Source organism: Agrobacterium sp. ST15.13.015 (assembly GCF_027871645.1).
GTDB lineage: Bacteria > Pseudomonadota > Alphaproteobacteria > Rhizobiales > Rhizobiaceae > Agrobacterium > Agrobacterium leguminum.
In genome coordinates this window covers 98133-123884 of the sequence record NZ_JAQAHF010000012.1, presented here as the reverse complement: position 1 = coordinate 123884, position 25752 = coordinate 98133, and the positions used below count along the sequence as shown (strand labels likewise).

32 protein-coding genes are annotated in these 25752 nt (G+C 57.7%); 27 read left to right on the top strand and 5 right to left on the bottom strand.

Translation table 11 applies throughout. The annotated features are described in order from the left end of the window. Positions 1 to 2: 2 nt before the first annotated feature. From PIB16_RS19135 to PIB16_RS19060, 16 genes are all read left to right on the top strand, one after another. Complete coding sequence (locus PIB16_RS19135) at positions 3 to 383, top strand: DUF5681 domain-containing protein (RefSeq protein ID WP_271046199.1); 381 nt, start codon at positions 3 to 5, stop codon at positions 381 to 383. Continuing rightward, positions 304 to 1737 carry a terminase large subunit domain-containing protein gene (locus PIB16_RS19130; RefSeq protein ID WP_442866790.1) on the top strand — a complete coding sequence of 478 codons (1434 nt, stop codon included), beginning with the start codon at positions 304 to 306 and terminating at the stop codon, positions 1735 to 1737. The genes PIB16_RS19135 and PIB16_RS19130 overlap by 80 nt, the downstream gene beginning before the upstream one ends. Next, positions 1737 to 3887: a portal protein gene (locus PIB16_RS19125; protein ID WP_271046197.1), complete on the top strand. Its 2151-nt coding sequence runs from the start codon at positions 1737 to 1739 to the stop codon at positions 3885 to 3887. The genes PIB16_RS19130 and PIB16_RS19125 overlap by 1 nt, the downstream gene beginning before the upstream one ends. Then, entirely contained in the window at positions 3884 to 4114 is a 231-nt protein-coding gene (locus tag PIB16_RS19120) for a hypothetical protein (RefSeq protein WP_271046196.1), read from the top strand. Before PIB16_RS19125 ends, PIB16_RS19120 begins: the two co-directional genes overlap by 4 nt. Before the next feature lie 99 nt (positions 4115 to 4213). Next, positions 4214 to 5200, top strand: coding sequence for a hypothetical protein (locus PIB16_RS19115; protein WP_271046195.1), 987 nt, complete (start codon positions 4214 to 4216; stop codon positions 5198 to 5200). Positions 5201 to 5224: 24 nt separating this feature from the next. Beyond that, entirely contained in the window at positions 5225 to 6214 is a 990-nt protein-coding gene (locus tag PIB16_RS19110) for a DUF5309 domain-containing protein (protein WP_271046194.1), read from the top strand. Between the two features lie 12 nt (positions 6215 to 6226). After that, positions 6227 to 6652 carry a hypothetical protein gene (locus PIB16_RS19105; RefSeq protein ID WP_271046193.1) on the top strand — a complete coding sequence of 142 codons (426 nt, stop codon included), beginning with the start codon at positions 6227 to 6229 and terminating at the stop codon, positions 6650 to 6652. A gap of 79 nt (positions 6653 to 6731) precedes the next feature. Beyond that, the gene (locus PIB16_RS19100) at positions 6732 to 7175 is read left to right on the top strand and encodes a hypothetical protein (protein WP_271046192.1); all 444 of its coding nucleotides are present in this window, start codon (positions 6732 to 6734) and stop codon (positions 7173 to 7175) included. Beyond that, a complete protein-coding gene (locus PIB16_RS19095; protein ID WP_271046191.1) occupies positions 7172 to 7501 on the top strand; it encodes a hypothetical protein in 330 nt (109 codons plus the stop codon). The genes PIB16_RS19100 and PIB16_RS19095 overlap by 4 nt, the downstream gene beginning before the upstream one ends. Continuing rightward, positions 7501 to 8091: a phage adaptor protein gene (locus PIB16_RS19090; protein ID WP_271046190.1), complete on the top strand. Its 591-nt coding sequence runs from the start codon at positions 7501 to 7503 to the stop codon at positions 8089 to 8091. The genes PIB16_RS19095 and PIB16_RS19090 overlap by 1 nt, the downstream gene beginning before the upstream one ends. After that, positions 8088 to 8699 (top strand): phage adaptor protein, encoded by a 612-nt coding sequence (locus PIB16_RS19085; protein ID WP_271046189.1) that lies wholly within the window; start codon positions 8088 to 8090, stop codon positions 8697 to 8699. The genes PIB16_RS19090 and PIB16_RS19085 overlap by 4 nt, the downstream gene beginning before the upstream one ends. Positions 8700 to 8821: 122 nt before the next feature. Continuing rightward, entirely contained in the window at positions 8822 to 10309 is a 1488-nt protein-coding gene (locus tag PIB16_RS19080; RefSeq protein ID WP_271046188.1) for a hypothetical protein, read from the top strand. Next, complete coding sequence (locus PIB16_RS19075) at positions 10306 to 10770, top strand: GNAT family protein (RefSeq protein WP_271046187.1); 465 nt, start codon at positions 10306 to 10308, stop codon at positions 10768 to 10770. Before PIB16_RS19080 ends, PIB16_RS19075 begins: the two co-directional genes overlap by 4 nt. Positions 10771 to 10773: 3 nt before the next feature. Further along, complete coding sequence (locus tag PIB16_RS19070) at positions 10774 to 11790, top strand: hypothetical protein (protein ID WP_271046186.1); 1017 nt, start codon at positions 10774 to 10776, stop codon at positions 11788 to 11790. Position 11791: 1 nt separating this feature from the next. Then, the gene (locus PIB16_RS19065; protein WP_271046185.1) at positions 11792 to 13813 is read left to right on the top strand and encodes a hypothetical protein; all 2022 of its coding nucleotides are present in this window, start codon (positions 11792 to 11794) and stop codon (positions 13811 to 13813) included. Then, a complete protein-coding gene (locus tag PIB16_RS19060; protein ID WP_271046184.1) occupies positions 13801 to 15738 on the top strand; it encodes a hypothetical protein in 1938 nt (645 codons plus the stop codon). Before PIB16_RS19065 ends, PIB16_RS19060 begins: the two co-directional genes overlap by 13 nt. Here the strand turns inward: PIB16_RS19060 and PIB16_RS19055 are convergent. After that, positions 15735 to 15923: a hypothetical protein gene (locus tag PIB16_RS19055; RefSeq protein WP_271046183.1), complete on the bottom strand. Its 189-nt coding sequence runs from the start codon at positions 15921 to 15923 to the stop codon at positions 15735 to 15737. The genes PIB16_RS19060 and PIB16_RS19055 overlap by 4 nt on opposite strands. Positions 15924 to 15953: 30 nt before the next feature. Between PIB16_RS19055 and PIB16_RS19050 the strand changes: the two genes are divergently transcribed. The 9 genes from PIB16_RS19050 to PIB16_RS19010 all read left to right on the top strand — a co-directional run bounded on the left by PIB16_RS19050 (position 15954) and on the right by PIB16_RS19010 (position 21302). Beyond that, positions 15954 to 16940, top strand: a complete 987-nt coding sequence (locus PIB16_RS19050; RefSeq protein ID WP_271046182.1) for a hypothetical protein — start codon at positions 15954 to 15956, stop codon at positions 16938 to 16940. 91 nt (positions 16941 to 17031) lie between these two features. Then, positions 17032 to 17451 carry a hypothetical protein gene (locus PIB16_RS19045; protein WP_271046181.1) on the top strand — a complete coding sequence of 140 codons (420 nt, stop codon included), beginning with the start codon at positions 17032 to 17034 and terminating at the stop codon, positions 17449 to 17451. A 19-nt stretch (positions 17452 to 17470) separates the two neighbouring features. Continuing rightward, positions 17471 to 17848, top strand: coding sequence for a hypothetical protein (locus PIB16_RS19040; protein WP_271046180.1), 378 nt, complete (start codon positions 17471 to 17473; stop codon positions 17846 to 17848). A 33-nt stretch (positions 17849 to 17881) separates the two neighbouring features. Then, on the top strand, positions 17882 to 18106 hold the full coding sequence (locus PIB16_RS19035) for a DUF7940 domain-containing protein (protein ID WP_271046179.1): 225 nt from the start codon (positions 17882 to 17884) through the stop codon (positions 18104 to 18106). Beyond that, positions 18069 to 18656 carry a lysozyme gene (locus tag PIB16_RS19030; protein WP_271046178.1) on the top strand — a complete coding sequence of 196 codons (588 nt, stop codon included), beginning with the start codon at positions 18069 to 18071 and terminating at the stop codon, positions 18654 to 18656. The genes PIB16_RS19035 and PIB16_RS19030 overlap by 38 nt, the downstream gene beginning before the upstream one ends. Next, positions 18638 to 19000 (top strand): hypothetical protein, encoded by a 363-nt coding sequence (locus PIB16_RS19025; RefSeq protein WP_271046177.1) that lies wholly within the window; start codon positions 18638 to 18640, stop codon positions 18998 to 19000. The genes PIB16_RS19030 and PIB16_RS19025 overlap by 19 nt, the downstream gene beginning before the upstream one ends. After that, entirely contained in the window at positions 18982 to 19269 is a 288-nt protein-coding gene (locus tag PIB16_RS19020) for a hypothetical protein (RefSeq protein ID WP_271046176.1), read from the top strand. Before PIB16_RS19025 ends, PIB16_RS19020 begins: the two co-directional genes overlap by 19 nt. Continuing rightward, entirely contained in the window at positions 19266 to 20612 is a 1347-nt protein-coding gene (locus PIB16_RS19015; RefSeq protein ID WP_271046175.1) for an SGNH/GDSL hydrolase family protein, read from the top strand. The genes PIB16_RS19020 and PIB16_RS19015 overlap by 4 nt, the downstream gene beginning before the upstream one ends. 75 nt (positions 20613 to 20687) lie before the next feature. Then, positions 20688 to 21302 (top strand): hypothetical protein, encoded by a 615-nt coding sequence (locus PIB16_RS19010; RefSeq protein WP_271046174.1) that lies wholly within the window; start codon positions 20688 to 20690, stop codon positions 21300 to 21302. On the opposite strand, the gene PIB16_RS19005 is transcribed toward PIB16_RS19010, so the two are convergent. Continuing rightward, on the bottom strand, positions 21288 to 21467 hold the full coding sequence (locus PIB16_RS19005) for a hypothetical protein (protein WP_174039391.1): 180 nt from the start codon (positions 21465 to 21467) through the stop codon (positions 21288 to 21290). The two genes, PIB16_RS19010 and PIB16_RS19005, sit on opposite strands and share 15 nt — an antisense overlap. Before the next feature lie 907 nt (positions 21468 to 22374). Between PIB16_RS19005 and PIB16_RS19000 the strand changes: the two genes are divergently transcribed. Continuing rightward, positions 22375 to 22944: a hypothetical protein gene (locus tag PIB16_RS19000; protein WP_065655864.1), complete on the top strand. Its 570-nt coding sequence runs from the start codon at positions 22375 to 22377 to the stop codon at positions 22942 to 22944. A gap of 91 nt (positions 22945 to 23035) precedes the next feature. Here the strand turns inward: PIB16_RS19000 and PIB16_RS18995 are convergent, their stop codons facing one another. Next, positions 23036 to 23389, bottom strand: a complete 354-nt coding sequence (locus tag PIB16_RS18995) for a nuclear transport factor 2 family protein (RefSeq protein ID WP_271046173.1) — start codon at positions 23387 to 23389, stop codon at positions 23036 to 23038. Between the two features lie 396 nt (positions 23390 to 23785). Here PIB16_RS18995 and PIB16_RS18990 point away from each other — a divergent pair, with 396 nt between their 5' ends. Next, positions 23786 to 24388, top strand: coding sequence for a J domain-containing protein (locus tag PIB16_RS18990; protein ID WP_003522436.1), 603 nt, complete (start codon positions 23786 to 23788; stop codon positions 24386 to 24388). Positions 24389 to 24396: 8 nt separating this feature from the next. Here the strand turns inward: PIB16_RS18990 and PIB16_RS18985 are convergent, their stop codons facing one another. After that, positions 24397 to 25005 carry a DUF922 domain-containing Zn-dependent protease gene (locus PIB16_RS18985; RefSeq protein ID WP_271046172.1) on the bottom strand — a complete coding sequence of 203 codons (609 nt, stop codon included), beginning with the start codon at positions 25003 to 25005 and terminating at the stop codon, positions 24397 to 24399. A gap of 159 nt (positions 25006 to 25164) precedes the next feature. Continuing rightward, entirely contained in the window at positions 25165 to 25620 is a 456-nt protein-coding gene (locus PIB16_RS18980) for a PRC-barrel domain-containing protein (RefSeq protein ID WP_003522438.1), read from the bottom strand. Positions 25621 to 25752 lie beyond the last annotated feature (132 nt).

The following is a 25752-nucleotide window of genomic DNA, read 5'->3' as shown; positions in this document are numbered from 1 at the left end:
CCGTGAGCGGTGAATATACACCGAAGAAACAGGGCCTATCCGCCGCTTGGGTACCAGGCCAATCAGGGAACCCGGCTGGGCGTCCAAAAGGCGCAAGAAGCAAGCTCGGTGAGGCTTTCATCGAGGACCTTTACTCCTCATGGGCTGAGAAGGGCAAAGACGTCATAGAAAAGGTCATTGCTGAAAAGCCGGAGCAGTATTTGAAGGTCGTTGCATCGCTTCTGCCCCGCGACCTGAATGTGAACATCAACCCAATGGACGACATCACTGATGACCAGCTTATCGAGCGCGTCAGATCCCTTGATGCCGCAATCCGCCCTTTCCTCGATGCTCAGGGAGCAGGCAGCGCTTCTGGCGGAACTCCAAAGGAGACAGCGCACTAACCGCCTGAAGTTCTACAAGCCGTACAGCAAGCAGCATCAGTTTCATGCATCTGGTGCTTCGAAGCGTGAGCGGTTGTTCATGGCGGGTAACCAGTTGGGCAAGACGCTTGCCGGCGCTGCTGAAGCCGCTCTGCATCTGACTGGACGGTATGATCTCTACAAGGGGCCAAATGGCGAGGCTTGGCCGGGGCATAGGTTCAGCAAGCCGATCACAATGCTTGCCGGTTCGGAATCGTATGAACTGACGCGTGACGGTGTGCAGCGCCTTCTCGTCGGGCCGCCGATGAATGAAGAGGACTGGGGAACCGGGTATATTCCCAAAGACGCGATTGTCGACACGACGCGGCGCTCTGGCGTCTCTGGCGCGCTGGACTCGATCACGGTCAAGCATGTGAGCGGTGGCATCTCAACCCTGTTCTTCAAGGCATATGAGCAGGGGCGGGGGAAATGGCAGGCCAACACGGTCGATTACGTCTGGCCCGATGAAGAGCCGCCGGAAGACGTTTATTTCGAGGCCATCACCAGAACGAACGCGACGATGGGATTGATCGCGGTCACGTTCACACCTCTCAAGGGCATGTCTTCGGTCGTGGCCCGCTTCCTGATGGAGCAAGACGAGGGCGCCATGGATCGTGAAGTCATAACGATGACGATCGAGGACGCCGACCACTATTCGCCTGAAGAGAGGGCAAAGATCATCGCGTCGTACCCGGCGCACGAAAGGGAAGCGAGAACCAAGGGCATACCGTCCATGGGTTCTGGCCTCATCTTCCCGGTGATTGAAGAGGACATCGTTGTAGAGCCGTTCGATATTCCCAAGCATTGGGTGCAAATCGGCGGCCTTGACTTTGGATGGGATCACCCAACGGCTGCAGCGTGCATTGCGTGGGATCGCGACGCTGATGTGATCTACATCACGAAGGATTATCGCCAGCGTCAGGCTACGCCGGTCATTCATGCGGCGGCCATCAAGCCGTGGGGCGGGTGGCTGCCATGGGCTTGGCCGCATGACGGCAATAACGACACTGCAGCAGGTGAGAACCTATCGAAGCAGTATGGCGACCAGGGGCTTGCTATGCTTCCGGAGCGGGCAACGTTCGAGGATGGCTCAAACAGCGTTGAGGCTGGTCTGATGGAAATGCTCGATCGGCTGCTAACCGGACGCCTGAAGGTGTTCAAAACATGCGGCGCATGGCTGGAAGAGCGGCGCATCTATCACCGTAAGGATGGCAAGGTCGTCAAAGAGCGAGACGACGTAATCAGTGCGTCCCGATACGCGATCATGATGAAGAGATTTGCCTGTATCAAGCCAAACGACACTGACTGGAAATTCAAAGCTCGGAAAGTAGTTTAATGGTCGAAAAATCCATGACTGACGACCAGCTTTGCGGGATCGTCTACAATCTCGTGAAAGACGCCGAAGCCTACCGCGACGAGCGCTCCAAGGAGCGTATCCGTGCGATGGAGTATTTCGACGGAATCATGAAAGACGTGCCGGCAGAAGATGGCCGGTCGAAGGTTGTCAGCCGTGATGTGCGCGCTGCGATCAAGAAGGTTGTCCCTTCGGTTGTTCGCACCATTCTTGGCAATGACAAGATTGTCGAATACGAGCCGATGAAGGAAGGCGATGAGGCTGGGGCCAACCAGGCAACGGATTTCGTCAATTACGTGGTGTTCCCCGAGAGCGGCGGCCGCGCTGCCGTAGAGGACGCCATCAGTGATGCCCTCAAGCTTCGCAACGGCATTATCAAATGGTGGTGCGACAAGCGCATTCATGTCTGCTACTCGACGCACAGCGGCCTTGACGACATGTCGTTCGCCCAGCTTGTCGAGAGCGATGAAGTTGAGGTTCTTGAGCACACCGCTCGTGAGGAGATAGTTGACACGCCGGAAGGGCAGGTCCCGATCACTGTTCACGACTGCCGCATCAAGCGCATGTCTGAGGAGCGCCGCAACAAGCTTGGGGCAATCCCGCTTGAGAACTGGCTAATCCATCCCGACGCGATAGGCATTGAGGATGCGCCTCTCTGCGGGGAGAATACGCGCCTGCGCCGATCTGACTTAGTGGCCATGGGGTACGACCGCGAGATTGTTGATGCGCTGCCGCTGGTTGGCAACGGCGATCTGGAGCAGGACGAAGAAGAGGATACGCGCCGCCGCGATGTCTTTCAGCGCGACGAGATCCAGGCCACGGCCATGCAGGAGATCGAATATTATGATCTTCTCGTTCGCGTGGATTACGACAATGACGGAATTGCCGAGCTTCGCCGCATCGTGTTCGCTGGTGGTCTGACATCGAAGAGCCTGCTTGAAAACGAGCCGTGGGACGAGCCGAACTATGCCGACATCGTGGCAGAGCGCCGGCCGCATCAGTGGGAAGGCACGAGCGTCACGGATGACGTGGCCGAGATCCAGAAGATCAAGACGGTCTTGCTTCGTCAGACAATCGACAACCTGTATTGGCAGAACAACCTTCAGCCAGTCGTGCAGGAAGGTGCGATAACCAACCCCGAGAGCGTGACGGCTCCACAGTTCGGTCTTCCAATCCGCGTCAAGACCGGGACCGATGTTCGCACCGCCGTCAACTACAACGTTGTGCCTATGGTGGCTGACAAGTCATTCGCCATGCTGGAATATCTCGACGGCGAAGTGACTGACCGCACCGGCATTTCTGATGCATCGAGCGGTATGGCGCCAGATGCGTTGCAAAACATGACGGCCAAGGCGTCGGCAATGATTGAACAGGCTGGCATCGGTCAAACCGAAATGATGGTGCGCACGATTGCTGAGGGGCTGAAGCGAGTATTCAAGGGCCTTCTCAAGCTCACAATACAGCATCAGGACAAGCCGCGCACGATTCGCCTTCGCAATGAGTGGGTAACGGTCGATCCGAAGACGTGGAACGCCGACATGGACGCCACGGTCAATACCGGACTTGGTGCCGGCACCCGCGAGCGTGACATGATGATGATGGGCCTGATCATCAGCCTTCAGGAAAAACTTCTAGATGCGTTTGGGCCTGACAATCCGTATGTGTCGCCTGATAATCTCTACAACGGCATTGCCAAGCAGGCTGAAGCAGCGGGGCTGAAATCTCCGGATCTGTATTTCACCAAGCCGGACGCTGAAGAAGTCAAGCAGAAGATTGCCGCCTCGCAGAACCAACCTTCTCCAGAGCAAATCAAGGCCCAGACCGATATTGCGCTTGAAGAGAAGAAAGGCCAGCAGCGGCTCGCGGAGACTGAGGCTAAACTTGTTGCGGACGCTTCCAAGGAGCGTGAGCAGCGAGACGCCGATCTTATCGTCAAGGAAAAAGAACTCGAAAACGAAATAACGATCAAGGCGATGGAGATCGAGTGGGAGCGCGAAAAGCAGGCCCGCACCGAAGCCATTGAGCGGGAACGGATGGATCGGGAGGACGCAAGAGCGCGAGATCAGCGGGAAAGCGACATCAAAAGAGCGCAGGCTAGTGAATTCGTCCGTACGATTGAGGGCATGAATTGACCCGCGCCGCCGCCGCCCGTGACATTCTCGCCATTCCACTCTTTGCCGAACTGTTGGCCGAGATGGAAAAGACCTACACCGACGCCTGCGTTTATGCAGCCGCCACCGACGACGGTGCCAGACTGGCGGCCGCCACACAGGTGCGCGCCATTCGTGAGTTGCGCGACGATCTTGAGCGGATATCGAAAGAGGATCTGCCGAAGCCGCCGGTCAAGCCGGTAGCCTAACCCCTTCACTGCTTCGCAAACGCGGGAGCCACGGCCAACCCGCTGCGTAGATCGCCTGCATGTCGCAGGACGATGAACCTTGAGCCAAAGGACAGACAAATGGCAGATACCCAGGCAACCGCCAACCCGACCGGGAGCGAAAGTGCCGCACCCTCAACCAGTCTCGATGACCCTGCAAACTACAACTGGCTGGAGCCGGGCGAAGAGCCTGAAGCCAACCCGCCCGTTGCTGCTGAACAGGTATCAGCGGATGAGACGGATGAGACGCCCGAAGATGGCGATCAAGAGGCCGAAACCGTAGACGAGAACGCAGAAGGCGAAGCGGACGAAACCGATGGGGGCACCCCTGAGGACGGAGACGCAGACCCGGAAGCCGTTATCGTCACGCTCCAGACTGGCGAAAAGGTGTCCCTCAAGGACCTTAAGGCCGGTTACATGATGGAGCGCGATTACCGCCACAAGACCGGAGAGCTTGGAACCAAGCGCCGAGAGCTTGACGAGATGACAGCCCGCGTCACCAAATCGGTGGACGCCATCGCTGATTTCCTGGCGAAACAGATACCGGACGCACCTGATCCGTCGCTGGCGATGACAAATCCCGGCGAATACGTCAGGCAGCGGGCAATGCACGAGGCGGCAATGGCCCAGGTCAACGCCATCATCGAGCAGGCCAACGCACCCAAGGACGTTGTGACGAAGCTCAGCGAAGAGCAGAAGCGGGAAGCGGTTGAAACCGAGTTCCGTCAGCTCGCGCAGTTCTTCCCACAGGTTGCCAAGCCGGAAGGCCGCAAAGCATTCTTCGACAACGCCGCATCGGCAGCGAAGGAGCTTGGCTATTCCGATGAGGAGATCCAGCAGTCCGTCGACCATCGCATGTTCAGGCTTGCGCACTATGCCGCGCTTGGTCTGAAGGCGGAAAAGGCGAGAGCCACCGCCAACAAGAAGGTCGAAAATGTGCCCCCGGTAGCAACGGGCAAACGCCAAGCTGGCACGCCAGCAGCCAAGGCCCGCGCCAATCAGGATGCGATGAAGAAGCTGTCAAGAACCGGATCGATCCACGACGCAATGTCGATCGATTTTGATTGACCATCTTCACCATAGGAGCCTCAAATGGCTGTTCTTGCAAATACCTTCGTGACGACCTCTGCGGTCGGCAACCGCGAAGAGCTTTCGGACGTGGTATCGCGTATCACGCCCGAAGACACCCCCATCTATTCCATGATCCCGAAGGGAAAGTGCGTCAGCGTACACCCGGAATGGGAAACGGACGAACTCGCCGCGCCGGCTGAAAACATCCAGCCGGAAGGCAACGAATACAACTTCGACGCCATCACCCCGCCGTCTCGTCTGGGTTCTTACACCCAGATCATGCGCAAGACCTGGATCATTTCCGGCACGCAGGAAGTGGTTGACGAAGCTGGCCGCGTTCAGAAGCGCAAGTACCAGAAGCTCAAGAAGGGCGTCGAGATCAAGAAGGATGTCGAGCTTGCGCTCGTCACCAACAATGCCTCTGTCGGCGGAGCAACCCGCGAAATCGGCGGCCTTCCGACCTGGCTGACATCGAACGTCAGCCGCGGCTCTGGCGGCTCCAATGGTGGCTTCAACTCCGGCACTGGTCTGACCGTCGCAGCAACGGACGGAACCCAGCGCGCCTTCACGAAGTCCATCATGGACGACGTGATGAAGCAGGGTTACGAAGAAGGCGCCAATCTGCGCCACTGCGTCGTATCGCCTTACGTCAAGAGCGTGTTTGTCACGTTCATGTCGGACAGCAACGTCGCACCGTTCCGCTATGCGGTCTCGGATGGCCAGAACAATACGATCGTCGCGAATGCCGACGTGTACGAAGGCCCTTATGGCAAGATCATGGTTCACCCGAACCGGGTCATGTCCACGGCCGGCACGTCGCGCAACGCCTTCTTCCTCGACACCGAATTCCTTGAATTCCTCTGGCTCCGCAAGATTCAGGAGGACAAGGATGTCGCTAAGACCGGTGACGCCGACAAGGGCGTGATCATCGGTGAAGGCACCCTGAAGGTGAAGAACGAAAAGGGCCTTGGCGTTGCCGCTGACCTCTTCGGCCTCACTGCAAGCTCGTAAGGAGAAACGGCAATGACCACACTTGCACCCATCGCCGTAACGGCTTCCACCACGCTCTCCCGCAGCGTTCACGCCGGCGCCACCGTCGTCGTCAACGCTGCGGCCGGCGCAACGATTACCCTCCCGGCGTCCACCGGGAAGGGCGACGAATACACCGTGTTTGTCGGCACCACGATCACCTCTAACAACCTGATCATCAAGGTGGCGAACGCTACCGACATCATGCAGGGCGTTCTGAGCGTGGCAACCGACATCGCAGGTGTCACCTGCCCGACGACCGCGACATCGGACACGATCACCATGAGCGGTTCGACCACGGGCGGCGTCAAGGGCAGCTATGTTGTCCTGAAGGACGTTGCAAGCGGTGTATGGGAGGTTTCTGGCGCTCTGGTTTCGACCGGTACGGAAGCAACACCTTTCTCCGCCACCGTCTCGTAACCGGGATAGCCAAAACTGAAACTGAGGGGCTGGCCCGCGCTGGCCCCTTTTATATTCCCTCTCCTCAAAGGACCAAACCATGGCCAAGAGTGACATCGACCCCGATCTGCTCAAGCAGGCGGAAGAACTCAACATTGAAGTGACGGACACTGCCACAGCCGAAGCGGTTAAGGAAGCAATCGACGCAGCTCTTGCAGAAGACGCAGCCGCAGCCGCAAGCGTGGCCAAGCTTCGCGCCGACTACAAGGAACTCGTCGGCAAAAATGCTTTCAACGGATGGGACGCTGAAGAACTTCAGAAGCGGATCGACGCGGCCTTGGCTGGCAATCCTCAGCCCCAGGATCCCGCTCCTGTCGCTGCCACCTCTCGCAAGCCAAAGACTATGTCGTTCAAAATAGAACGCGATTTCTGGGACGAGAACGGCGATCGTCACCGCGCCGGAAGTATCGTTGAAATGACGGCCGAAGATGCCCTCGCCGGGATTGAAAGCGGTGCCATTTCGCGAGTGAAGGCCGACAAATGACCATCAAAGACGGCGACTGGACGCTGATCAGCTACGATTATGCGACCGGGCGTTCTGTCTGGTCTTACTTCGACGGGGAAAAGACGACAATCAGGACCGATTATCCCGTCGAAGCCACCATTTCTGAGAACACGGCGATCCGAAACGTGGCTCAGAAGGCATGGAAGGGTGACTATCACCTGATTGCCTCAATCCCGCTGAACATCCTGCATGACGAGAATGCGGGCCTGATGAAGGCCCACAGCGAGGGTGACGACAAGTATGTCTCGCGCTGGCTCAACGATGCCGATAACCGCGCGTGGCGTACTAAGGAAGGGACAGTCTGATGGCCGTATTCGCCGACTATCTCGACCTTCGCGTTGCCGTCTCGGAACATGTGGGCAATCGCAACATCTCCGACGTGATGAAGCGCCTCGTGCAGCAGGCCGAAAGCAGCCTGAACCGGCAACTTCGCACCCGCAAGCAGATCACGACCGACACGCTCACATTCACGGATGGCGCGGCAACCCTGCCGACCGACTTTCTGGAGATGATCAACGTCTATGACGGTAATGGCCAGCCCATGCGCGCCGGCACGCTGTCGGGCAACAAGGCATACGGGGCGAATTATTGGCGATATGCTATCAACGGTTCTCAGGTTCTCATCGAGGCGCTTTCCGGAGACCGTGACATCGAATATTTCGCAGCCCTTCCGACGATCACCAGCTCCGTATCCGGTTCAAACTGGCTGCTCCAGCAGTATCCCGACGTCTATCTTTACGCCGCCGGCCTTGAGGCCGCAAAATTCCTGCGTGACGCCGACCTCGTCAATGCAACGCAGCCTCTCCTTGCACAATCTCTGAATTCCGTCATGGCAGACGATGAAAAAGCCCGCTGGTCGAATGCTACTGTCCGCGTCGTGGGGATCACGCCATGAACCTCCTCGAAATCATCCAGGCAGTGGCAAAAAATGTCGGCGTTGACGTTCCGGACACGGCTGCATCAAACACGGGCAAGGAATATGTGAACCTTGTGCAGTTTGCGGCAGAGGCAGCCGAAGAGATTGCGCGCCGTGCCGATTGGGCAGCGCTGCGTACTGCTGCCACGATCACCGGCACAGGCTCAGACGATGATTTTGCACTCCCCGCAGCCTTCGACCGGCTGACAATGGGCGGAGCCGTCACTGCAAGCGGCGATTTCGTGCGCGGTGGGCTGACCTCCGATGAGTGGAACGCATTGGCCGGCGTACAGGGAACCCCGAGATATTTCCGCATCAACGGGCGCGATAGCATCAACTTCTATCCGTACCCGGCCGCCGCCGCGACTGTCTCGGTATCCTATCAATCAAAGAACTGGTGCAGCAACGGCACAGAAGCATGGTCATCTGATAGTGACGAGCCGATGGTTCCGGCTGATCTGGTCGTAAAGGGCACAATCTGGCGCTGGAAACGCAAGATGGGGCAGGACTTCAGCGATTATCTTGCTGAGTTTGAAGCTGCCCTCGTTGACAGATCAAACTTCGACATGCGGGAGCGTACCCCCTGATGCTGAGATCTGGACGAGTAGCGGCACGGCAGACGGCACAGCCGAATCCGGATGCTCAGCCTATGCGCGCGCAGACGCTCCCGGCTCCGACACGAGGCTGGATTGCGAATGAGAACCTCGCTATGGCGCAGCCGGCAGGTGCTCAGGTTCTTGACAACTGGTTTCCTACCTCAACAAGCGCCCGCGTGCGTGGTGGATCGACCAAATACGCCACGGTCAGCAGCGGCCCTGTCTTGCGCATGTGGACCTTCAAAGACGGCGACACGGAACAGTTTTTCGCCTCCGACGAAGAGAATATCTTTCCGATCACGACGATTGCCGACCCTGACGTTGCACCAACTGCCGATGTTACAGGGCAGACGAGCGGATATTATTCCACATTCCAGATCGGGACGGCAGGCGGGAACTACCTCTACGCCCTGAACGGTACGGATGACGCACAGCTTTACGATGGTTCGACGTGGACGGCGATCAACACGCTGTCGACCCCCGCCATCACTGGCGTTGCAACGGCTGCGCTATCATTTGGGTGGTCTTTTGCATCCAGAGCCTTCTTTGTGGAGAAGGACACAATGAACGCGTGGTTTCTTCCCGTCGATAGCATCGGGGGCGCTGCTCAGTCGTTCAGTCTTGCAGGCATTTTTCAGGAAGGTGGTGCTCTTCTTTTTGGCGGCAAGTGGTCGCTTGATAGCGGCGACGGCCTCGATGACAAGTGTGTCTTTGTTTCCAACCGGGGTGAGGTGGCTGTTTACGAGGGTACAGACCCGACCAGCGGCACTGACTGGCGCAAGGTTGGCGTTTACAAGATCACGCCGCCGCTCGGTTTTAATGGCACCATGCAGGCCGGCGGCGATCTGGCAATCGCGACTGAAGACGGGATTGTCCCGTTATCAGAGGCCGTCAAGAAGGATGTGGCAGCACTGTCTCTGTCCGCTGTGACGCGCAATATCGAGCCGGAATGGAAGAGGGAAGTAACGGCCCGCCGCACGCTGCCATGGGAAATTATCAAATGGTCGGCAAACAATATGATGGTTGTCAGCCTTCCAGTCCCTGACGATGGGATAGACCCTTATTGCTTCGTCGCCAATCTTGAAACCGGCGCATGGTGCCGCTTTACCGAGTGGAACACGCGCAGCCTCGCAGTATACTCCGATCGGGGGTATTTTGGCACGAATGACGGCAAGATATACGAGATGGAGCGTGGCGGAACCGATGATGGGGCGCCATACACCTGCACTTACGTAGGCCTCCCGGAGCATCTCGGAGCGCCAGGAGCGACCAAGACGGTTAAGATGGCCCGCGCGATATTTCTTTCGTCCGTGCCTTTCAACCCGAAGATTTCTGCGTCTGTCGATTATTCGATAAGCCTTCCAACTGCGCCTTCATCCGTCGCAGACTTCACCACGGACGAGTGGGACAGCGGATTGTGGGACGTTGCACAGTGGGACGCAGGCACAACGACGAGCGTCAGTAGCCGATGGGTGGCGATTGACAAGACAGGATTTAGTCTTTCCCCGCAAATACAGATTACCTGCGGCGTAACGCCTTTCCCGCGCACCGAACTGGTCGCGTACGACCTTACCTATGAAATGGGTGGAGTCCTAGTTTGAACATCCTTTGGGGAGGTTCATCAAGCCCGGAGGTCAATGAACCTCTGGGGGATTGGTGCTCGGCGCAAATCTTCGGGCAACCGGGACAGTTAACCGGTCCATACAGCACTATGGGCGTGCTTGATGGCGATGGACTGATCGCCGTCATGCTGTTCAACAACTACCATCCTCAAGAGGGTGTAATCGAGATCCACGGCGCGGCCACAGACAAGAGATGGCTTAACCGTATAACGCTCAAGGCTATGTTTTCATTCCCGTTTGAGCAGCTTGGCTGCCAGCTTGTCGTCATGCGCGTCTCTGAACGAAACGGAATGTGGAACGGTCGAGGCATCCATCGTTTCCTCAAGGCTTATGGCTTCAAAGACTATCGAATCCCACGCCTCAGAGGCCGGGATGAGGACGAGATCATCTACACGCTCACCGACGACGATTGGCGAGCTAACGGTTTCCATAAGGGGTAATCCATGGGCAAGAAGGCACCGGCTCCGACCGATCCGAAAGAGACAAGCGCGGCCCAGACTGGTACGTCTGTGGCAACCGCAATTGCCAATGCTTATCTCGGCAATGTGAATGAAAACACGCCAGACGGTTCCACGACCGTCACGCAGTCTGGAATGCGGAGTATCTACGATCCGTACACCGGAAAGACGTACGACATCCCGACGTTTACGCGCAACACGACGCTTTCGGCCGGTCAGCAGGCAATCAAACAGCAGAACGACGCGGCAAGTCTGAACTTGGCGAGCCTCGGCAACACGCTGTCAGGCAAGCTCGGAAACCAGCTCACAGACAATTTCAAGCTTGGCAATGAAGCAACCGAAGCCCGGCTTATGGAGCTTGGTCGAGCAAGGCTTGATCCGGCCCTGGCCCAGCAGGACGAGGCCCTGCGCACCCGCCTTGCCAATCAGGGTATCAAAGCGGGTTCTCTGGCCTATGACCGCGAGATGGCAACGCAGGGGCAGAAGGCCAATGACGCCTATACGCAGCTTATGCTTCAGGGGCGCAATCAGGCCAATCAGGAAATTCTCACCGAAGATAACCAGCGCATCAACCAAATCTCGGCGCTTCTGAACGGTGGGCAGGTTTCGCAGCCCAATTTCATGGGCACAAATATGCCAACGATCCCCACAACCGATAACGCCGGCATTATCTCAAACTACGACCAGCAGCGCCTTGACGCATGGAAGCAGCAGCAGGCGACAATGGGCGGTATCCTGGGTGGAGTGATGGGACTCGGCGGAAAGCTTATTGGCTTGTCGGAAGATGAAGCCAAGGAAGATAAGAAACGCCTTGGCGATATCGAGGGCGAAATGGGCCTTTGGGAGTTCCGCTATAAGGACGACCCGAAGGGAACGCCTAAGCAACTTGGCCTCATGGCGTCGGAAGTCGAAAAAGAGAAGCCTCAGGCTGTCGTGCGCGGCAAGGACGGAAAGCGCCGCGTCGATTACGGAACCGCACTCGGTCTGATGGGGTACAAATAACATGGCTCTGAAAGCTGGCTTTCTCATCGGCGGCGATACGAACGAAACGCCGCAGTCTCTGGCAAGGAAACGCGCCCTTATTGCCCAGATAATGGCAAATGGGCGCGCGCCGACAACGATCGGTGAAGGATTGAACGCGCTTGGCGATGGGATTGTCGCTAACGTGCTTGGGCGGCGAGCAGACAAGGCCGAAGCGGCGGGTCAGGAATCGGCCAATGCCGCATTCGCGCCCCTGCTATCTGGATTTGGTGAATCCGCGTCATCTTCCGGTCTTGCAAAAGAGGTGGCGACTACATCCCCTGCGCCTGGCGGGACGAACGAATATCGCGATGCGATAGCATCTATCGAGAGCAAGGGTAGCGGCGACTATAGCGCCGTTGGGCCTACTCATCCGAAGATGGGGAGAGCGCTTGGCCGTTATCAGGTGATGGAGTCAAATATTGGACCTTGGTCGAAAGCTGCGCTTGGCCGGGAGGTAACGCCCGAAGAGTTCATGGCGAATCCAGAACTGCAAGATGCAATCTTCGACCATCAGTTCAAGGGATATGTTGACAAATTTGGCCCGGAAGGTGCTGCACAGGCATGGTTTGGTGGTCCCGGTGGAGTTGGTAAAACTGGCAGAAAAGACTCCCTCGGCACAAGCGTCGGAGAGTATGGCCAGCGGTTTATGAGCGCACTTGGGCCTACGCAGGTAGCCAGTCTCGATCCGTCCGCAGGTATGTCAGCGCCTCAGGCAATAGAAACGGCCGCACCCCCGTCTGGATACGTTGACCCGATGGTTTCGGCTCCGAACAGCAGGCCGCAGGAAATGGCTGCCCTACAAGGGCCGACAGGCAACGGACTGCCATTCGATCTTGTGAGCGGATCTCCGCAACTCGCTCGGGCAGACACCAGGCGCGGAATCATTCGTGCATTGACGGGTCAGGCCGGACCGGAAGAGGGCGCCACAGGCGCTTTCCCAGCCGCTCCATCTGCTGCGGTAGCAACACAGCCACAAGCCGCACAGCAAGCAGGGTTCCCAACCGCTCCGCAGGCTCCTTCTCGATCTGGGCCATCAGTGCAGCAGCTTATTGCGGCCGTGAACAACCCTTGGCTAACGGAACAACAGCGGGCCGTTGCGACGACGATGCTTGAGCAAAGGATGCAAGAGCAGGACCCCTTGCGTCAGCTTCAACTTCAGAAGGGTCAGCTTGAACTTGAGCAGATGCGTAATCCTCAGCCTGAGTATGACATCATCTCCGGTAAGGACGGATCAATCTTCAGGGCCGACAAAAAGAAGGGAACGGTCGAGCAGGTCTATGGTGGAAAGCCTGATACTTTCCGCACGCTCACTGACGCAGAAGAACAACAGTTGGGGCTTGATCCCAGCAAGGCTTATCAGATCGGTGCAGACAACAAGATACAGCAAATTGACGGCGGTGGCACAACGGTCAACATCGACCAGAAGGCAGAAGGTGCGTTCGACAAGAAGCTTGCCGAGAAACAGGCTGAAAGCCTCGACGTGATGGCTACCGAAGGTATGAACGCCCGCGCGGATCTTGGCGTCATCAACGAACTTGGAACGCTTATGGCGGGCCGTGGTGGCACGCTCGATGGCGTTTCCGGCGCACTTGCGAAGTATGGCATCGGTGGTGAGGGAATGGGTGATATTCAGGCCGCTCAGGCACTCATCAACCGGCTCGTTCCGACACAGCGCCAGCCCGGTTCCGGTTCCATGTCTGACCGTGACGTTGAACTGTTCACTCGTTCGCTTCCGTCTCTGTGGAACCAGCCTGGAGGCAATGAGCGCATCCTGAACACCATGCGTGGGCTTGCGCAGTACAAGCAGGCGCAGGGCGATATCGCGCAGCGCGTCATGACTGGCGAAATCACCCGTCAGGACGCTACAAAGATGCTTCGCGAGCTTCCTAACCCGCTGGCGGGCTTCAAGGCTGAAACGAGTGCTGACACCCCGCCCGAAGGCGTTGACGCCGAAGACTGGAAACTTCTCACCCCGGAAGAGCGCAAGCTATGGCAGAATTGACCATTGAACAGCAAAAGGCGCTTGCACTGGCAAAGGCGCGCCGTCGTCGTCAGGAATCCGCCCCTGCTGCTCAGGAAGCCCCTCAGCCGGGACCGCAGCCTGTAGATGCTTCTACGGTCTTTGCCGATGAGATGGGGTTCGGGCTTCCCGGCAAAGCGGCCGCCGGCCTCAATGCTCTTGCACAGCGCGGCATTGCCATGCTCCCGGGTGAAAGCCCGTTCGAAGGCAAGACAGTTGGCGAACTCTACGATATGAACCGTGGCGGTTATGATGCTGCTCGGGACAAGTACGCAGAGGAAAACCCGGTTGCGAATACGGCTGCGACAATCGGCGGCGCAGTTTATGGCGGGGCAACCACCGGAAATCTTGCGCTCAAGGGCGCTGAGGCTATTGCACCCAGCCTCGTCAATCGCATTGGCTCAACGTTCGCCGGCAAGATGGCAGGTGACGCAGCTCTCGGGGCTGGACAGGGTGCCGCTACGGCTTACGGGCATGATGAGGATATTGGCACAAGCACATTGGTTGGTGGCGCGGCTGGCGCTATTGCCCGTCCTGTCATGGCTTTGGGCGGTTCGGCCCTCAACAGCATCGGCGGCATGGTCGGACTTGGCAATCAGGGGCGCGCGCGCACTGCTGTAGCTGAAGCCTTGGCCCGATCCGGAAAGTCTGCTGACGATGTGGTTGATGATCTAACCCGCGCCGCCGCGGATGGGCAGGACGTTTACACCGTCGCTGACAGCCTTGGTAATCCCGGCCAGCGGATGCTGTCTGGCGTCGTGCGTTCTCCGGGTGATGAGCGGGCGGCAGTTGTCGAAGCTCTCCAGCGTCGTCAGGCTGGGCAGGGCCGTAGGCTGCAAATGGCTCTTGAGGAAGGTTTCGGTAATCCACAGACGCAGGCACAGACGGAAGCGGCCTTGACTGCGCTGCGATCGGCGGATGCTGATGTGAACTATGGCGCAGCACGTCAGGCGGCCGGAACGGTTGACCCGACTGCGGCGATTGCCAAGGCTGATGATTTTCTCTCTCCCGGCGGCGCGGGCATTCCCACGTCTCCGCTGCCTGACGACAGCGTAGAAAGCACGGTACGCCGCGCCCGCGGGATGCTTACGGACGGACAGAACATCGTCAGCGACTTCGACACTGCGTTCCGAACAAAGGTTGAACTTGACAGCATGATCGAGCGGGCAAACCCGACCGTCCAGCGTCAGTTGATACCCATCCGGAATGAGCTTGACAAAGCGCTGGAGACTGCTTCCCAGCCTTATGCTCAGGCCCGCAACACGTTCCGTCAGCAGAGTCAGGATATCGAAGCTGCAAATATCGGTCGGCAGGCAGCAAAGGCTGGTCGAGTTGAGGACAATCTCGATACCTTCGCCAAGCTCACGCGACCGGAACAGCAGGCATCATTCCGCGCCGGCTATGTAGATCCTCAGATCGCGCAAATCCAGAACGCCGCTGGTCCGATGACGAACCGTGCTCGCCCGCTGGTCACCGATGCCACGATGGCCGAATTCCCTGCCTTCGCACAGCCGGGGAAAGCGCCACAGCTTATGGACCGGATCAAACGCGAACAGCGGATGTTCGAAACTTCGGCTCAGGCTCTTGGAGGGTCAAGAACAGCTGATAATTTCGCGGACATCATGGATGTTCAGAGCTTCGACCCTTCGATGCTCGGCGCTCTCGCTACCGGCAATTTCAAGGGTGCAGCGTTGCAGGCGCTTACTCGGTCCATCCAAGGCGTTCAGGGTAGAAACAGTCAGACGCGAGATCTCATTGCAAAGGCGCTTATGACGTCCTCACCGCAGTCCGCCAAAACTGTTCTGGATGGCGCCGTTAAGCAAGGGCAGATCAGTTCCGAAGTGCGTAATGCGGTCGTTCGTGCACTCATCGGCACCACAAACGCATCTGCGGCTATGGCCAATTAGAACGGCCAGCCCTCGCGATAGAGAAACAAGACAACAGAAATCACGACAAATGGAGCAAGCCACCGGATCAGATCGCCGGGGGTTAATTCACGTCCATAATCTTTCTCAAAGTTGGCCTTTTCCTTCTCCCACGCCTCCCAGCGCGGGCGGGTGAATTCCTGTTTGTCGTGGTCGATTTCTTTCAATCATATCTCCAGCATAGGGGTGTTGCAAAAATGCCACGCAATGGATCAGGGGTAGCCTCAAAGCCCCCCGGAACAACAGCCGTTCCTAATACAACCGTGGAGTCGGCAAAATATAACAGCACGATAGACGATATCTACGCGCTTCTCAATGACCCATTGCCAATCACGGCGGGCGGTACAGGAGCTATTTCAATCGAGGCTATGAGATCTGACTTTTCGCTCGTAGCCTATGTCGCCCAAACATTGACGGCAGCCCAACAAGCGCAAGTCCGCAACAATGTCAGTGCTGCACTCAAAGGGCATATCTACGGGTTGACGCTCTCTAACAGCGTTTCAGACCCCGTGAACGACATTGATATTGCTGCTGGTGAGGCTGCAAGCACCGAGACGAACCCCGTATTGATGATTCTCGCCTCTTCCCTCACAAAGCGCCTAGACGCGGCATGGGCGGTCGGCACTGGTAACGGCGGCCTCGATACCGGTTCAATCGGCAACAACACCTATCACATCTGGCTCATCCAGCGCTCTGATACTGGCGTTGTCGATGCGCTGTTCTCACTCTCCGCAACGGCGCCAACGATGCCCGCGAATTATGATCGCAAACGTCGCATTGGCTCAATCATCCGGTCAGGCGGCACCATTCTAGGTTTTACACAGAACGGCGATACCTTCATTCTCAATGTCGGTATTAACAACAGATCATCCACTGCGGCGCAAGCGTCAACTCTCCTTGCATTGACGGTTCCAACCGGAGTCGTTGTCCAGCCCATCTTGCTCTCCACGCAAGCGCAAAATGCAGTCGGCAACATCCAGACACAGTTTGCAAATGCTGGCGGGGCCTTGGGGACGTATGTCACTACGGTTGCCAACCAAGAAATCGGGAACGTCTACATCAGTGGCGGAATATTCACGAACACATCCGCGCAGATTCAGTTCGGAGTCTCGATCATTGGCGGCTCGCTGTTCTCCAATGACTTGATCACCAGAGGATGGATTGACCCACGGGGGCGAACCTAAAAAATTCTGAGCCGAAAATACAACATCAGCAATATTGAATTCAATCCAAGATTGTCTAATAAGGGCCGCTATTGCAACGGGGGTAATCTGCATGAGTGAAATTTGGTTTGACGACGGCGTGGATTTCATGCCGAGAAACATGATCAACGCTGTAAACGTCGCGGACGGCAGCGGCAGTCTTAATATCGACACGCTATATCCGGGGCTGGTCCCGTCCACGGCCAAAAGCTTAATTCTTACTGTCGAACGCGGGTTTACGTCGTTCCCAGCGTCAGGCACTGGCTGCGTTTCGCTTCGCGTTATGCCGAGCAGATGGAACTTGTCGCGCGTGCTGGACCGAGCAAAAACGCAAGAATGGGTTATCAATGGGATGGGCTTGGATGTCATCGCGCAAGACGTGCGAATGCCGATCGCAACGGGGCGCCGAGATTTCTTCTACGCCTTGCAAAGTACCTGTCCCAACGAAGCCAACAAGATGATGATCATCGACTGTTGGGGTTACACGATTTAATCACAAAAGGGGGGTCGAAATGTCATTCTTTGTTCAAAGAGACGCCGCCGGCCACGTTTGCGGCCTTTATGCCCTGTTCCAGGAAGGGATAGCGGAGGAGCTTCTGGAAGAAGATAACCCGGAAGTCCTCTCTTTCCTCAACCCACAAAACGAGTTGCCGCCGATCACCCGGCGTCAGCTGCGCCTGACGCTCGTAAGGAGCGGCATTTCCTTATCTTCAGTTGAGGCGGCTATCGCCTCGATGCCAAACGGTTTGGCCAAGGAAGAAGCCAAGATCGAATGGGCAGACGCCAGCACGTTCAACCGCAATCATCCGACGCTGTTGCTTATCGCTGCCGCTCTCGGTCTGACCGAAGAGCAGGTTGACGCCATGTGGGCGGAAGCCGTCACGGCGTAACCTGGCTCCCACGCCCACAATCAGGACATCCCCATGCTCATCCGCAACTGGCGGCGCGTGCTTCTGCGCGCCTCATCCCTTTGGGCTGTCTACATCGCGACGGCTCTCCAGATCGCTGAGAACGCCGTCCCCTACGTCGCGGATTACCTGCCGTGGTGGGTTCCGGTCGCAGTTCTCGTTCTCGCTCCCCTGTTCCGAATTATCTCCCAAGGAGGCCTTGATGCCGATCAACAAGATAGCGCCGACAAAGCGCGCTAAGGCAGCGATTGCAGCGGTGCTGGCTGGTATCTCGGCCGGCAGCTATGCGGTCTATGATCGTTACACGCCCGACACCAAGATGGACCCGGCTGTTATCCTTGCCAGCGAAAAGCTGATCATGCCTTGGGAGGGACTGGTTCTCAAATCCCACTGGGACCCGTTCGCCAAAATTTGGGACATCTGCTACGGCGAAACGAAGGGCATTAAGCCGGGAATGACGCGGACGCCGGCAGAGTGCAAGGACATGCTGATCCGTCGCGTTTACAGCGATTTTCAGCAGCCCATCATCAAGTGCTCACCGAACCTACGCAACGCACCCATCAGCGTGCGTGCATCCATGATCTCCGGCGCCTACAACTTCGGCGTTGGCGCTTGGTGCCGATCAACGGCCAAGGCTCGCATCGAAGGTGGACAGTGGCGCGCAGCATGTGAAGCGCAGACTGCATTCAACCGGGCAGGCGGCCAGATTGTGCGCGGTCTTGTGGTTCGTCGTGAAATGGGAGACGCGCAGCGGCTTGGAGAAGCCGAACTGTGTGTATCTGGCCTATGAGCGTCCTCAGCTACATTTACATGGCGGTCGGAGCGCTGGCGATGCTTGCGCTCGCTCACCTCTACAATGAGACGATCGACAACCCTGCTGTGCGGCGGCAGGCGCTGGCCGGTTACGTGCAGCAGTCGGAACGTGACGCGCTTCAGGCACAGCTTAATAAGGAGCGCGAGCTACGTGAGGCGGCTAACCAATCGCTTGCCGCAGCCACGAAACGTGCTGACGAGGCCACCAAGGCGAAACAGGCAGCAGAGGCGCAGGTTGAACGGCTGGCCGAAGAAGCCGCCAAGGACGCTACCCTTTCCCGCCCCAACGAAAGCGACAAGAAATGGCTATCCGAGCGCTAATCCTTATCGCCTCAATTGCGCTGACTGGATGCCAGACAGACAAGGAGCGGCTGAAAGCTGCATCTATCGTCAAAGGCGAGACTGCCGCACGTCAGCCGGTTCTCGTTCTCCCTGCCGCCTGCACCGCCCTGATGGAACGCGTGAAGCTACGCGATGAGCCGTGGGTGATCCATTCGTGGCGCTGGAACGTCGCCGCCGACAATCGCGACCAGCTGGCCAAGGACTGCCAAGCATGGGCAGACGACTATAACAAGAGGATTGCACAATGATCGGTCTTGGACTTGGCCTGTCTCTCGGGTTGGCTGGTAGGGTCGGGGGCATCAACCCGCGACTGAAAGCGACTATAGAAAAAGTGCAAGCTGCTGCGACGGCGTATAATGGCAACAACCCTATCGAGCTTGCCGATATGTCGTCGCCGCCCACTTTGACTTTCGCGACAACCCACGATGCAGCGCTGACCGTGCGGGCTAACTACGGGCTTAACCCGGCACAGATGCTTGTGTCGCCTGGGCGCAAGTATGTTCGCAACTCTGGCGCCGGACAGAACCGCCTTTATGTGGCGGGGCCTAACCTGATGCCATCCGCTGGCGATTTGAACGGCCTTGGTGCAACGGCATACACGCCAAACCTGCCGAACGTGGGTGAAGGAACGGCCCCTTATCGTCTCGGCATAAAGACAGCATCACCCAACGTCGAGTTTCAAATTCCCAACACGACTGCCGACCTGAGGTATTATCTCATTGTTGACGGGCGTTACGTTAGCCGCGCTGGGTTCAAGCCGACCGTCGGCGCGGCAGGTGCGGTTGAGACATACACAAAGATTTCTTTCGGCTCATCCGCGATGCGGACCATTGAGCTTGAGTTGCAGTCGGGTAACGGCCCGTTGCTCAATATCTCGGTCGAGGCGGGCTATACCATCGCCGCTGCTGATCCACGCCCGCTCAAAGCCATCTTCTACGGAGACAGCCAGGTTGAGGCCTATTCCCACGGGGCCAATACCGCCGGGGAGAATTATTTCTGGTCTCCGATGGGCCTGTCAAACCAGATAGCGCTCATGCTGGGTGCTGCGTGCGAAAATGCGGCCATCGGCGGGACGGGATTTCTCACGCGTGGCGGCTCGAACAACCGTAACAACATCCTGCAATCGATGGATTATTCGTTGGCAGATGAAGCGTGGGACATCATTTTCCTGTGCCTGTCTCAGAATGATCCGTGGGTAGGAAATTCGGCGGGCGTCCGTGCCAACTTCCGCGCTTCGGTTGAGAAGGCCCGCGCAGCCCACCCACAGGCGTTGATTGTTATTCTAGGCTCCTACTGGAGTGGCGCAAGCGCTTGGCTATCGACTATGGAAACCGAACTGTTTGCTGAAGCTGCGACTTACAATGACGTCGGCATTATCACCGTTCCAAGAACGACGAAGGCCGGCGGCGCACCGATCACGGGGACAGGCTATGTCGGCGCGACCAACGGTTCTGGAAACTCCGATGTGCTCATTAGCGGCGATGCTTCCCATTTGACGTTTTCGACTAACCCCGCTCAATCGGGGCACACGGTTCTGGCGGCTTCAGATACAGCGCAACTCAGAACCAAAATTGCGGCGCTGCTCGCCTAACACTCTCCCTCGACCTATGGCCGGGGGCTTTCTTTTACTCGCATGCAGGCTGGGATAATGGCAGGAAACCAAGATATGAGCAGCAACGGCTTCGATCCGATGGCTCAGTATGCCCGATTATCCGAGCGTGTTGAGAACCAGGGCAAGGATATTGTCGATCTCCGGTCCAACATGAACACCGGGTTCCAGACGATCAACACCAGCATTTCGCAATTGTCGAATGAGCTTCGGAACTCAAGCAAGACCCAGTGGCCGGTTATCTGGGCTGCGGCCGGCGTGTGCTTTACTGTCCTCGCGACCGGCGGGGCGTTCTTTTACAACAGCCTCAGCAAAGGGCAGGATCGGCTTGACCTGATCGTTGCGAAGAACGCCGAAACGGCACAGTCAGCGATCACGGCTGTTGTCGATAAGATGGTGACGCAGAAGGAAATGGAATGGCGCACCGCGCGAGGCGCAGAGGATAGAGCCCGGATGGAATCGTCCGTCAAAGAGGTGAGGGAGGCCCAGGTTCCGCGCGCCGAGCTTGAGCGGGTGTGGACGAGCCAAGCGAATACGGATTCCGATCAGCAGCGCCAGATTGATGAGCTGAAGCAGGATCAGACGAGCGTGTATGGCGCCAGAGACGTGATCCTAGACCTTCGCCAGCGGGTAGACCGCATGGAGCGTGAGAAATCCTCACCCGGCGGCTGACGCCTTAAACATATCCCTTTGCGGGTAGTGCTCCCAGCAGTGCCAGGATGATTTCTCGGCTTTCGACCGGCTGAAGCCGAACCCGCCCCACTGCTTACAGCCCGGATGCTCGCACCAGTGGTTCTCGTGGATGCCGTCGCCGGCCTTATTGGTCTGGTCGCTCATTATCTGGGTCCCATTCATTGTTGATTTTGACCGGTACCGGAGGCCGGCGAGGGGATGCCATCAGTGAGAAGAAATATTCTTCCGCTTTCTGCACGGCCAATCGCGCTGTCCTCTCTGCGCCTCTGTCCCTCAGGCCGCACTCAACGCGATTGAAGTGATAGGCGTAGCATCCAGACCATTCCCATATTCCAGCCTGCGGTCCCGCCACCTCCTTCCTGATTGCTGCTGCCTGCCTCCCAGCGACCTTCGCGGTATACATCTGCACGAGGCCGCCGGTGTGCGGGCAGACCAGATCAGGCCACATCAATTCCCATCTGAGCTTCGGCTGGTATTTCTCATCATCGCACACGGGCTTTCCCTCCTGTGACAGAGTTTCGTTTTCCCTTGATGTTGTGATGCGCGCCGCCCAGCGCTGGTGCTGATTATGGGATAGGCGGGGGGGAGTCAACGGCTTATCCACAGAGGCCGGTTTCTGTGGATTTCATTTTACAATTCGATGTTGACATAACTGGAAACATTGGGTGTTTTTGGGCTTCATTTTACAGCCCATTGGGTGCCACCCACCTGAAATCATTCGAAGTGCGACGGGATTTGTAATCAGGGGGTCGCGGGTTCGAACCCTGCCGGGGGCACCAGTAAAATCAATCGCTTAATCCTGAAATCTATTTGGTTGAATGAACCGTGTGACGGGTGACGCTTTGCGTCTGCCTTGGCCCGGAGGTTGAGCCCTGATGAAACTGGAGTGACCGGCTTCGGCCTGCCAGCCCGGGAAACTCTCGCATCGGGAAGCCGGTTTAGCCCACTAGAAGGCGAGATCGGGAAGGGCGGGGCATCCGCCAGAGTTGTAAAGCCCCAAGGTTTAAGCATATTGTTCGGCAGATAAGTTGAGCAACAGCGGGCGCTTTCAATGGATGCATATGGTCATTTGCGGATATTGGTAAGCCTCATCCTCGGCCTGGCCATTACCAGGGTGTTGTCCGGACTTTCCAGAAGGTTGCAGGAGCCGCAGAAAACCGACCGTATGCATGCGCAGATCGTCTGGTCGATTGCCCTGCTTCTGGGAGCTGTCCATTTCTGGTGGTGGGAATTTGCGCTGCGGCTGATCCACAACTGGAATTTCTGGATTTACATTTTCGTTCTGGTCTACACGTCGCTGTTCTTTTTGATGTCGACGCTGCTTTATCCCGATCACATTCAGGAGCTGTCCGAACGGGAAAGTTTTTTCGTGCGCAGGCGACATGCGTTCTTTGCCCTGTTTGCCGCCTCGTTCGTCTTCGATCTGGTGGACACCTACATCAAGGGCAGGGAACATTTCGAACAGCTCGGGCCATGGTATCTGGCAAGGATAGTCGGCGGTCTGCTTATCGCGATTGTGGCGATGAGAACCGATAGCAGCCGCAAAATCATGTGGCTCGGTGTTATCTGGCTCTTCTTTAACGCGCTCTGGATAACAGCGATCTACAGCGACCTGTTCTAGTTCTTTCAGCGGCAAAATAACCGGATCGCGGGACGGCCCTGCGAGTGGAACGCGCAAGCGCATAATGCGGGGCGGCGGTTTCGATGATCGCCTACGGCTTTATGTGATAGAGCTTGTGCACGATAGACCAGTTGCCGTCGCGTTCCAGCAGGGACAGATATTCGTAAAAATCCATACCGTCGAAACGGGTCGTCAGCTTCACCGAGGCGCTGTCGCCTTCCTTGTCGATGCCCATGATTTCAAAAGCGGGATCGTGATCGGGGAGGCCGCGTTCGCTTTTGCGCATCTGGTCGACAAAGTCCTCCAGTGACAGCCATTCGATTTGGCCTTCGAAGGTTCCGACGATGCTGGCGCGCGGGTCGAAAACGTCACGCATCAGGCTCTCATCCGCATAGGCCATGGCATGGACATAGTCCGTGACGGTCTGGGTAATCGTTTGCGGCATCGGATCATCCTCCCTTCTAATCCAAAGGCCAAGCTTACACCCGTTGGCGTCTTTCCACCATAACCTCCTGAAAACGCGCCGGTTACGCTTCTTCCTGCGGTATTTTCCCGCCGGCTGCGGCAGGCGCGGTGCGAAACCGTGCGGCATGTTTTGCCGCCGCTTTCCACAATTTTGTCCCGCCTGTCATTATAGTCGCCTTGGGCCCGACAAATTTCGGCATCAAGGGCTTTTCCGCCCGTTTTGATGTGGCGCGCGGCGAGGCTTTGTGTGGGCTTTGCCGGTTTAACCGCCGGGGCGGGGTGCCGCGCCGGGCGGAATTGGCCTATGATCCGCCCGCGTGCCAGACGGGAGCGGTGTTGGGCATGCGGGTAACAGTTTGCGTTTGAAGGTGTTTTTGTGATTGATCCCTATGTTTTGCTTGGCGTGGAGCGCGATGCCGACGAGGCGGCGATCAAGTCGGCCTACCGCAAGGTGGCCAAGGCCGCGCATCCCGACAGCGGCGGCGATGCCGAGCAATTCGCGCGCCTGCAGACGGCCTATGAGCTGCTGAAGGATCCGGTGCGCCGCAAGGTATTCGACGATACCGGCTACGATCCGCAGCTTGCCGACGCCAAGGACCTCAAGGGCCTGCTGATGCTGGAAACGCTGGTGAATGAATTCATTCTGGACGAACGCGAACCCGGCAGTTTCGACCCCGTGGCCGCCATGCGCCGCAAGCTGACCGACGATATTCTGAAAAGCCGTTTCCATATTCTCGAGCTGGAACGGCACCGCACCCGGGTTCGCAAACATATGGACCGTCTCGGCCGCAAGCCGGAAACCGATGTGCTGAGTTCGATGCTGCGCGCCCGCAGCCAGTCCATCGCCGAAGCCATCCGTAATGCCGAAGCCCAGATCGAGGCAATCGAACAGGCCTATACGATGCTCGAAGGTTATTCCTACGAGCTGGAAAGCGTGACGCTGGCCGAGCCCTTGCTGAAAGGCGAGGCGGCGGAATAGGCGGCCGTTCAGGGGCCGTTGACGAGGGCGAGGATGAGCTGATGCACCCGCCCGCCGGGGGAAAGCTCGTCCCGGTCGAAATCGCGGCCGCGCTGGCGCTGCTCGTTGGAAAGCTCACCCAGACGCTGTTGCAGAACGGCGCGCACCTTCTGGCATTTGGGATCGTTCTCCGCCCTCAGCCCGATGCTGAAGGCTTCGATCTTTTTCACCATGTCGAGAATATGGTCACCATGGACGCGTTCGTGGGTTTCCACGCCGGAAATGAAGGTCCTCCAGCTGGCGGCGACTGCGGGCGGCAGATTGGCGGGCGCTTTCGGCCAGGTGTAGATGATGGTGAGATTGGGCCTTGCGGTGGCCAGCACGCAGGCGCCATCCGGCTGCGAACGGTAATCCCGCCGCCATGTCAGCTTGAAGGTGGTGTGGGCAATGGCCTGCACGCCGGCGGTCGGGCCGCGCTCGCCGATCGATTGATAAAGCGCACCGCCCGTATTACCGCTGATGGCATAGGTTTTTATCTGCTCGGCCGGTTTCCAGTCGGCCGCCTGCGCTGATAGCGGCAGGGCGCCGAGCGTGATGGCGGTGCGGATGGCAAAGGAAAAGAGGCTATTGGCGGGCACGCAGCGATCCTTGGTTATTTGCGCGCCGAAGATAGGCGAGAGCCGCGCCCTCAGGCAAGGGCCCTCCGGCGGGGAGTGCCGGGTTTTCCGATAGGTCGCCACATATGAAAACCCCCGCGACAGGGCGCGGGGGGACAAGCTTGGAGACTGCAGGGGTAATCAGTCGTCCAGCTTGTCGTAATCGAGCTTCGGAGCGTTCTGAAGCGCTTCCTTGGTGGTGTCGACATAGGCCTTCCAGGTGCCGTTGTCGTTGTGGACCGCAACGGAAGCCGGGTCGAGCACCACATAGCTCTTATCGATGCCGAGGAAGCCGCCGACGCTGGCCACAAGGCCGATCACGGACTTGCCGTCACCGATGACGACATCTTCGATTTCACCGATGTTTTCGTTCTGGGCGTTATAGATGTCCATGCCATCGAGCTGGGAGGCGGTGAGGTCGGTCTTCTGGACATTAACGAACTTCAGCGGGCCGCTGGCCTTGGTGCCCATGGTAATGCCGGGGCCGGACAAAGTGGCGTCCGCGCCGGCAGCAGGGGCAGTAGTGGCCGTCTGGGCAAAAGCCACGGAAGAGGAGAGCGCTGCTGCGGCAGCGAGAGCGATGACCTTGATTTTCATGATGTTTCTTCCCTTTGTATGCTGAACGTTGCGTTCGGGGAGGAAACGATGGGAGGCGGATTTGGTTCCTCATGGGAGGACAGGAAAATTTCGTCTATGCTGAAAAAAAGGATCAGGCGTGCGTCGAAATCG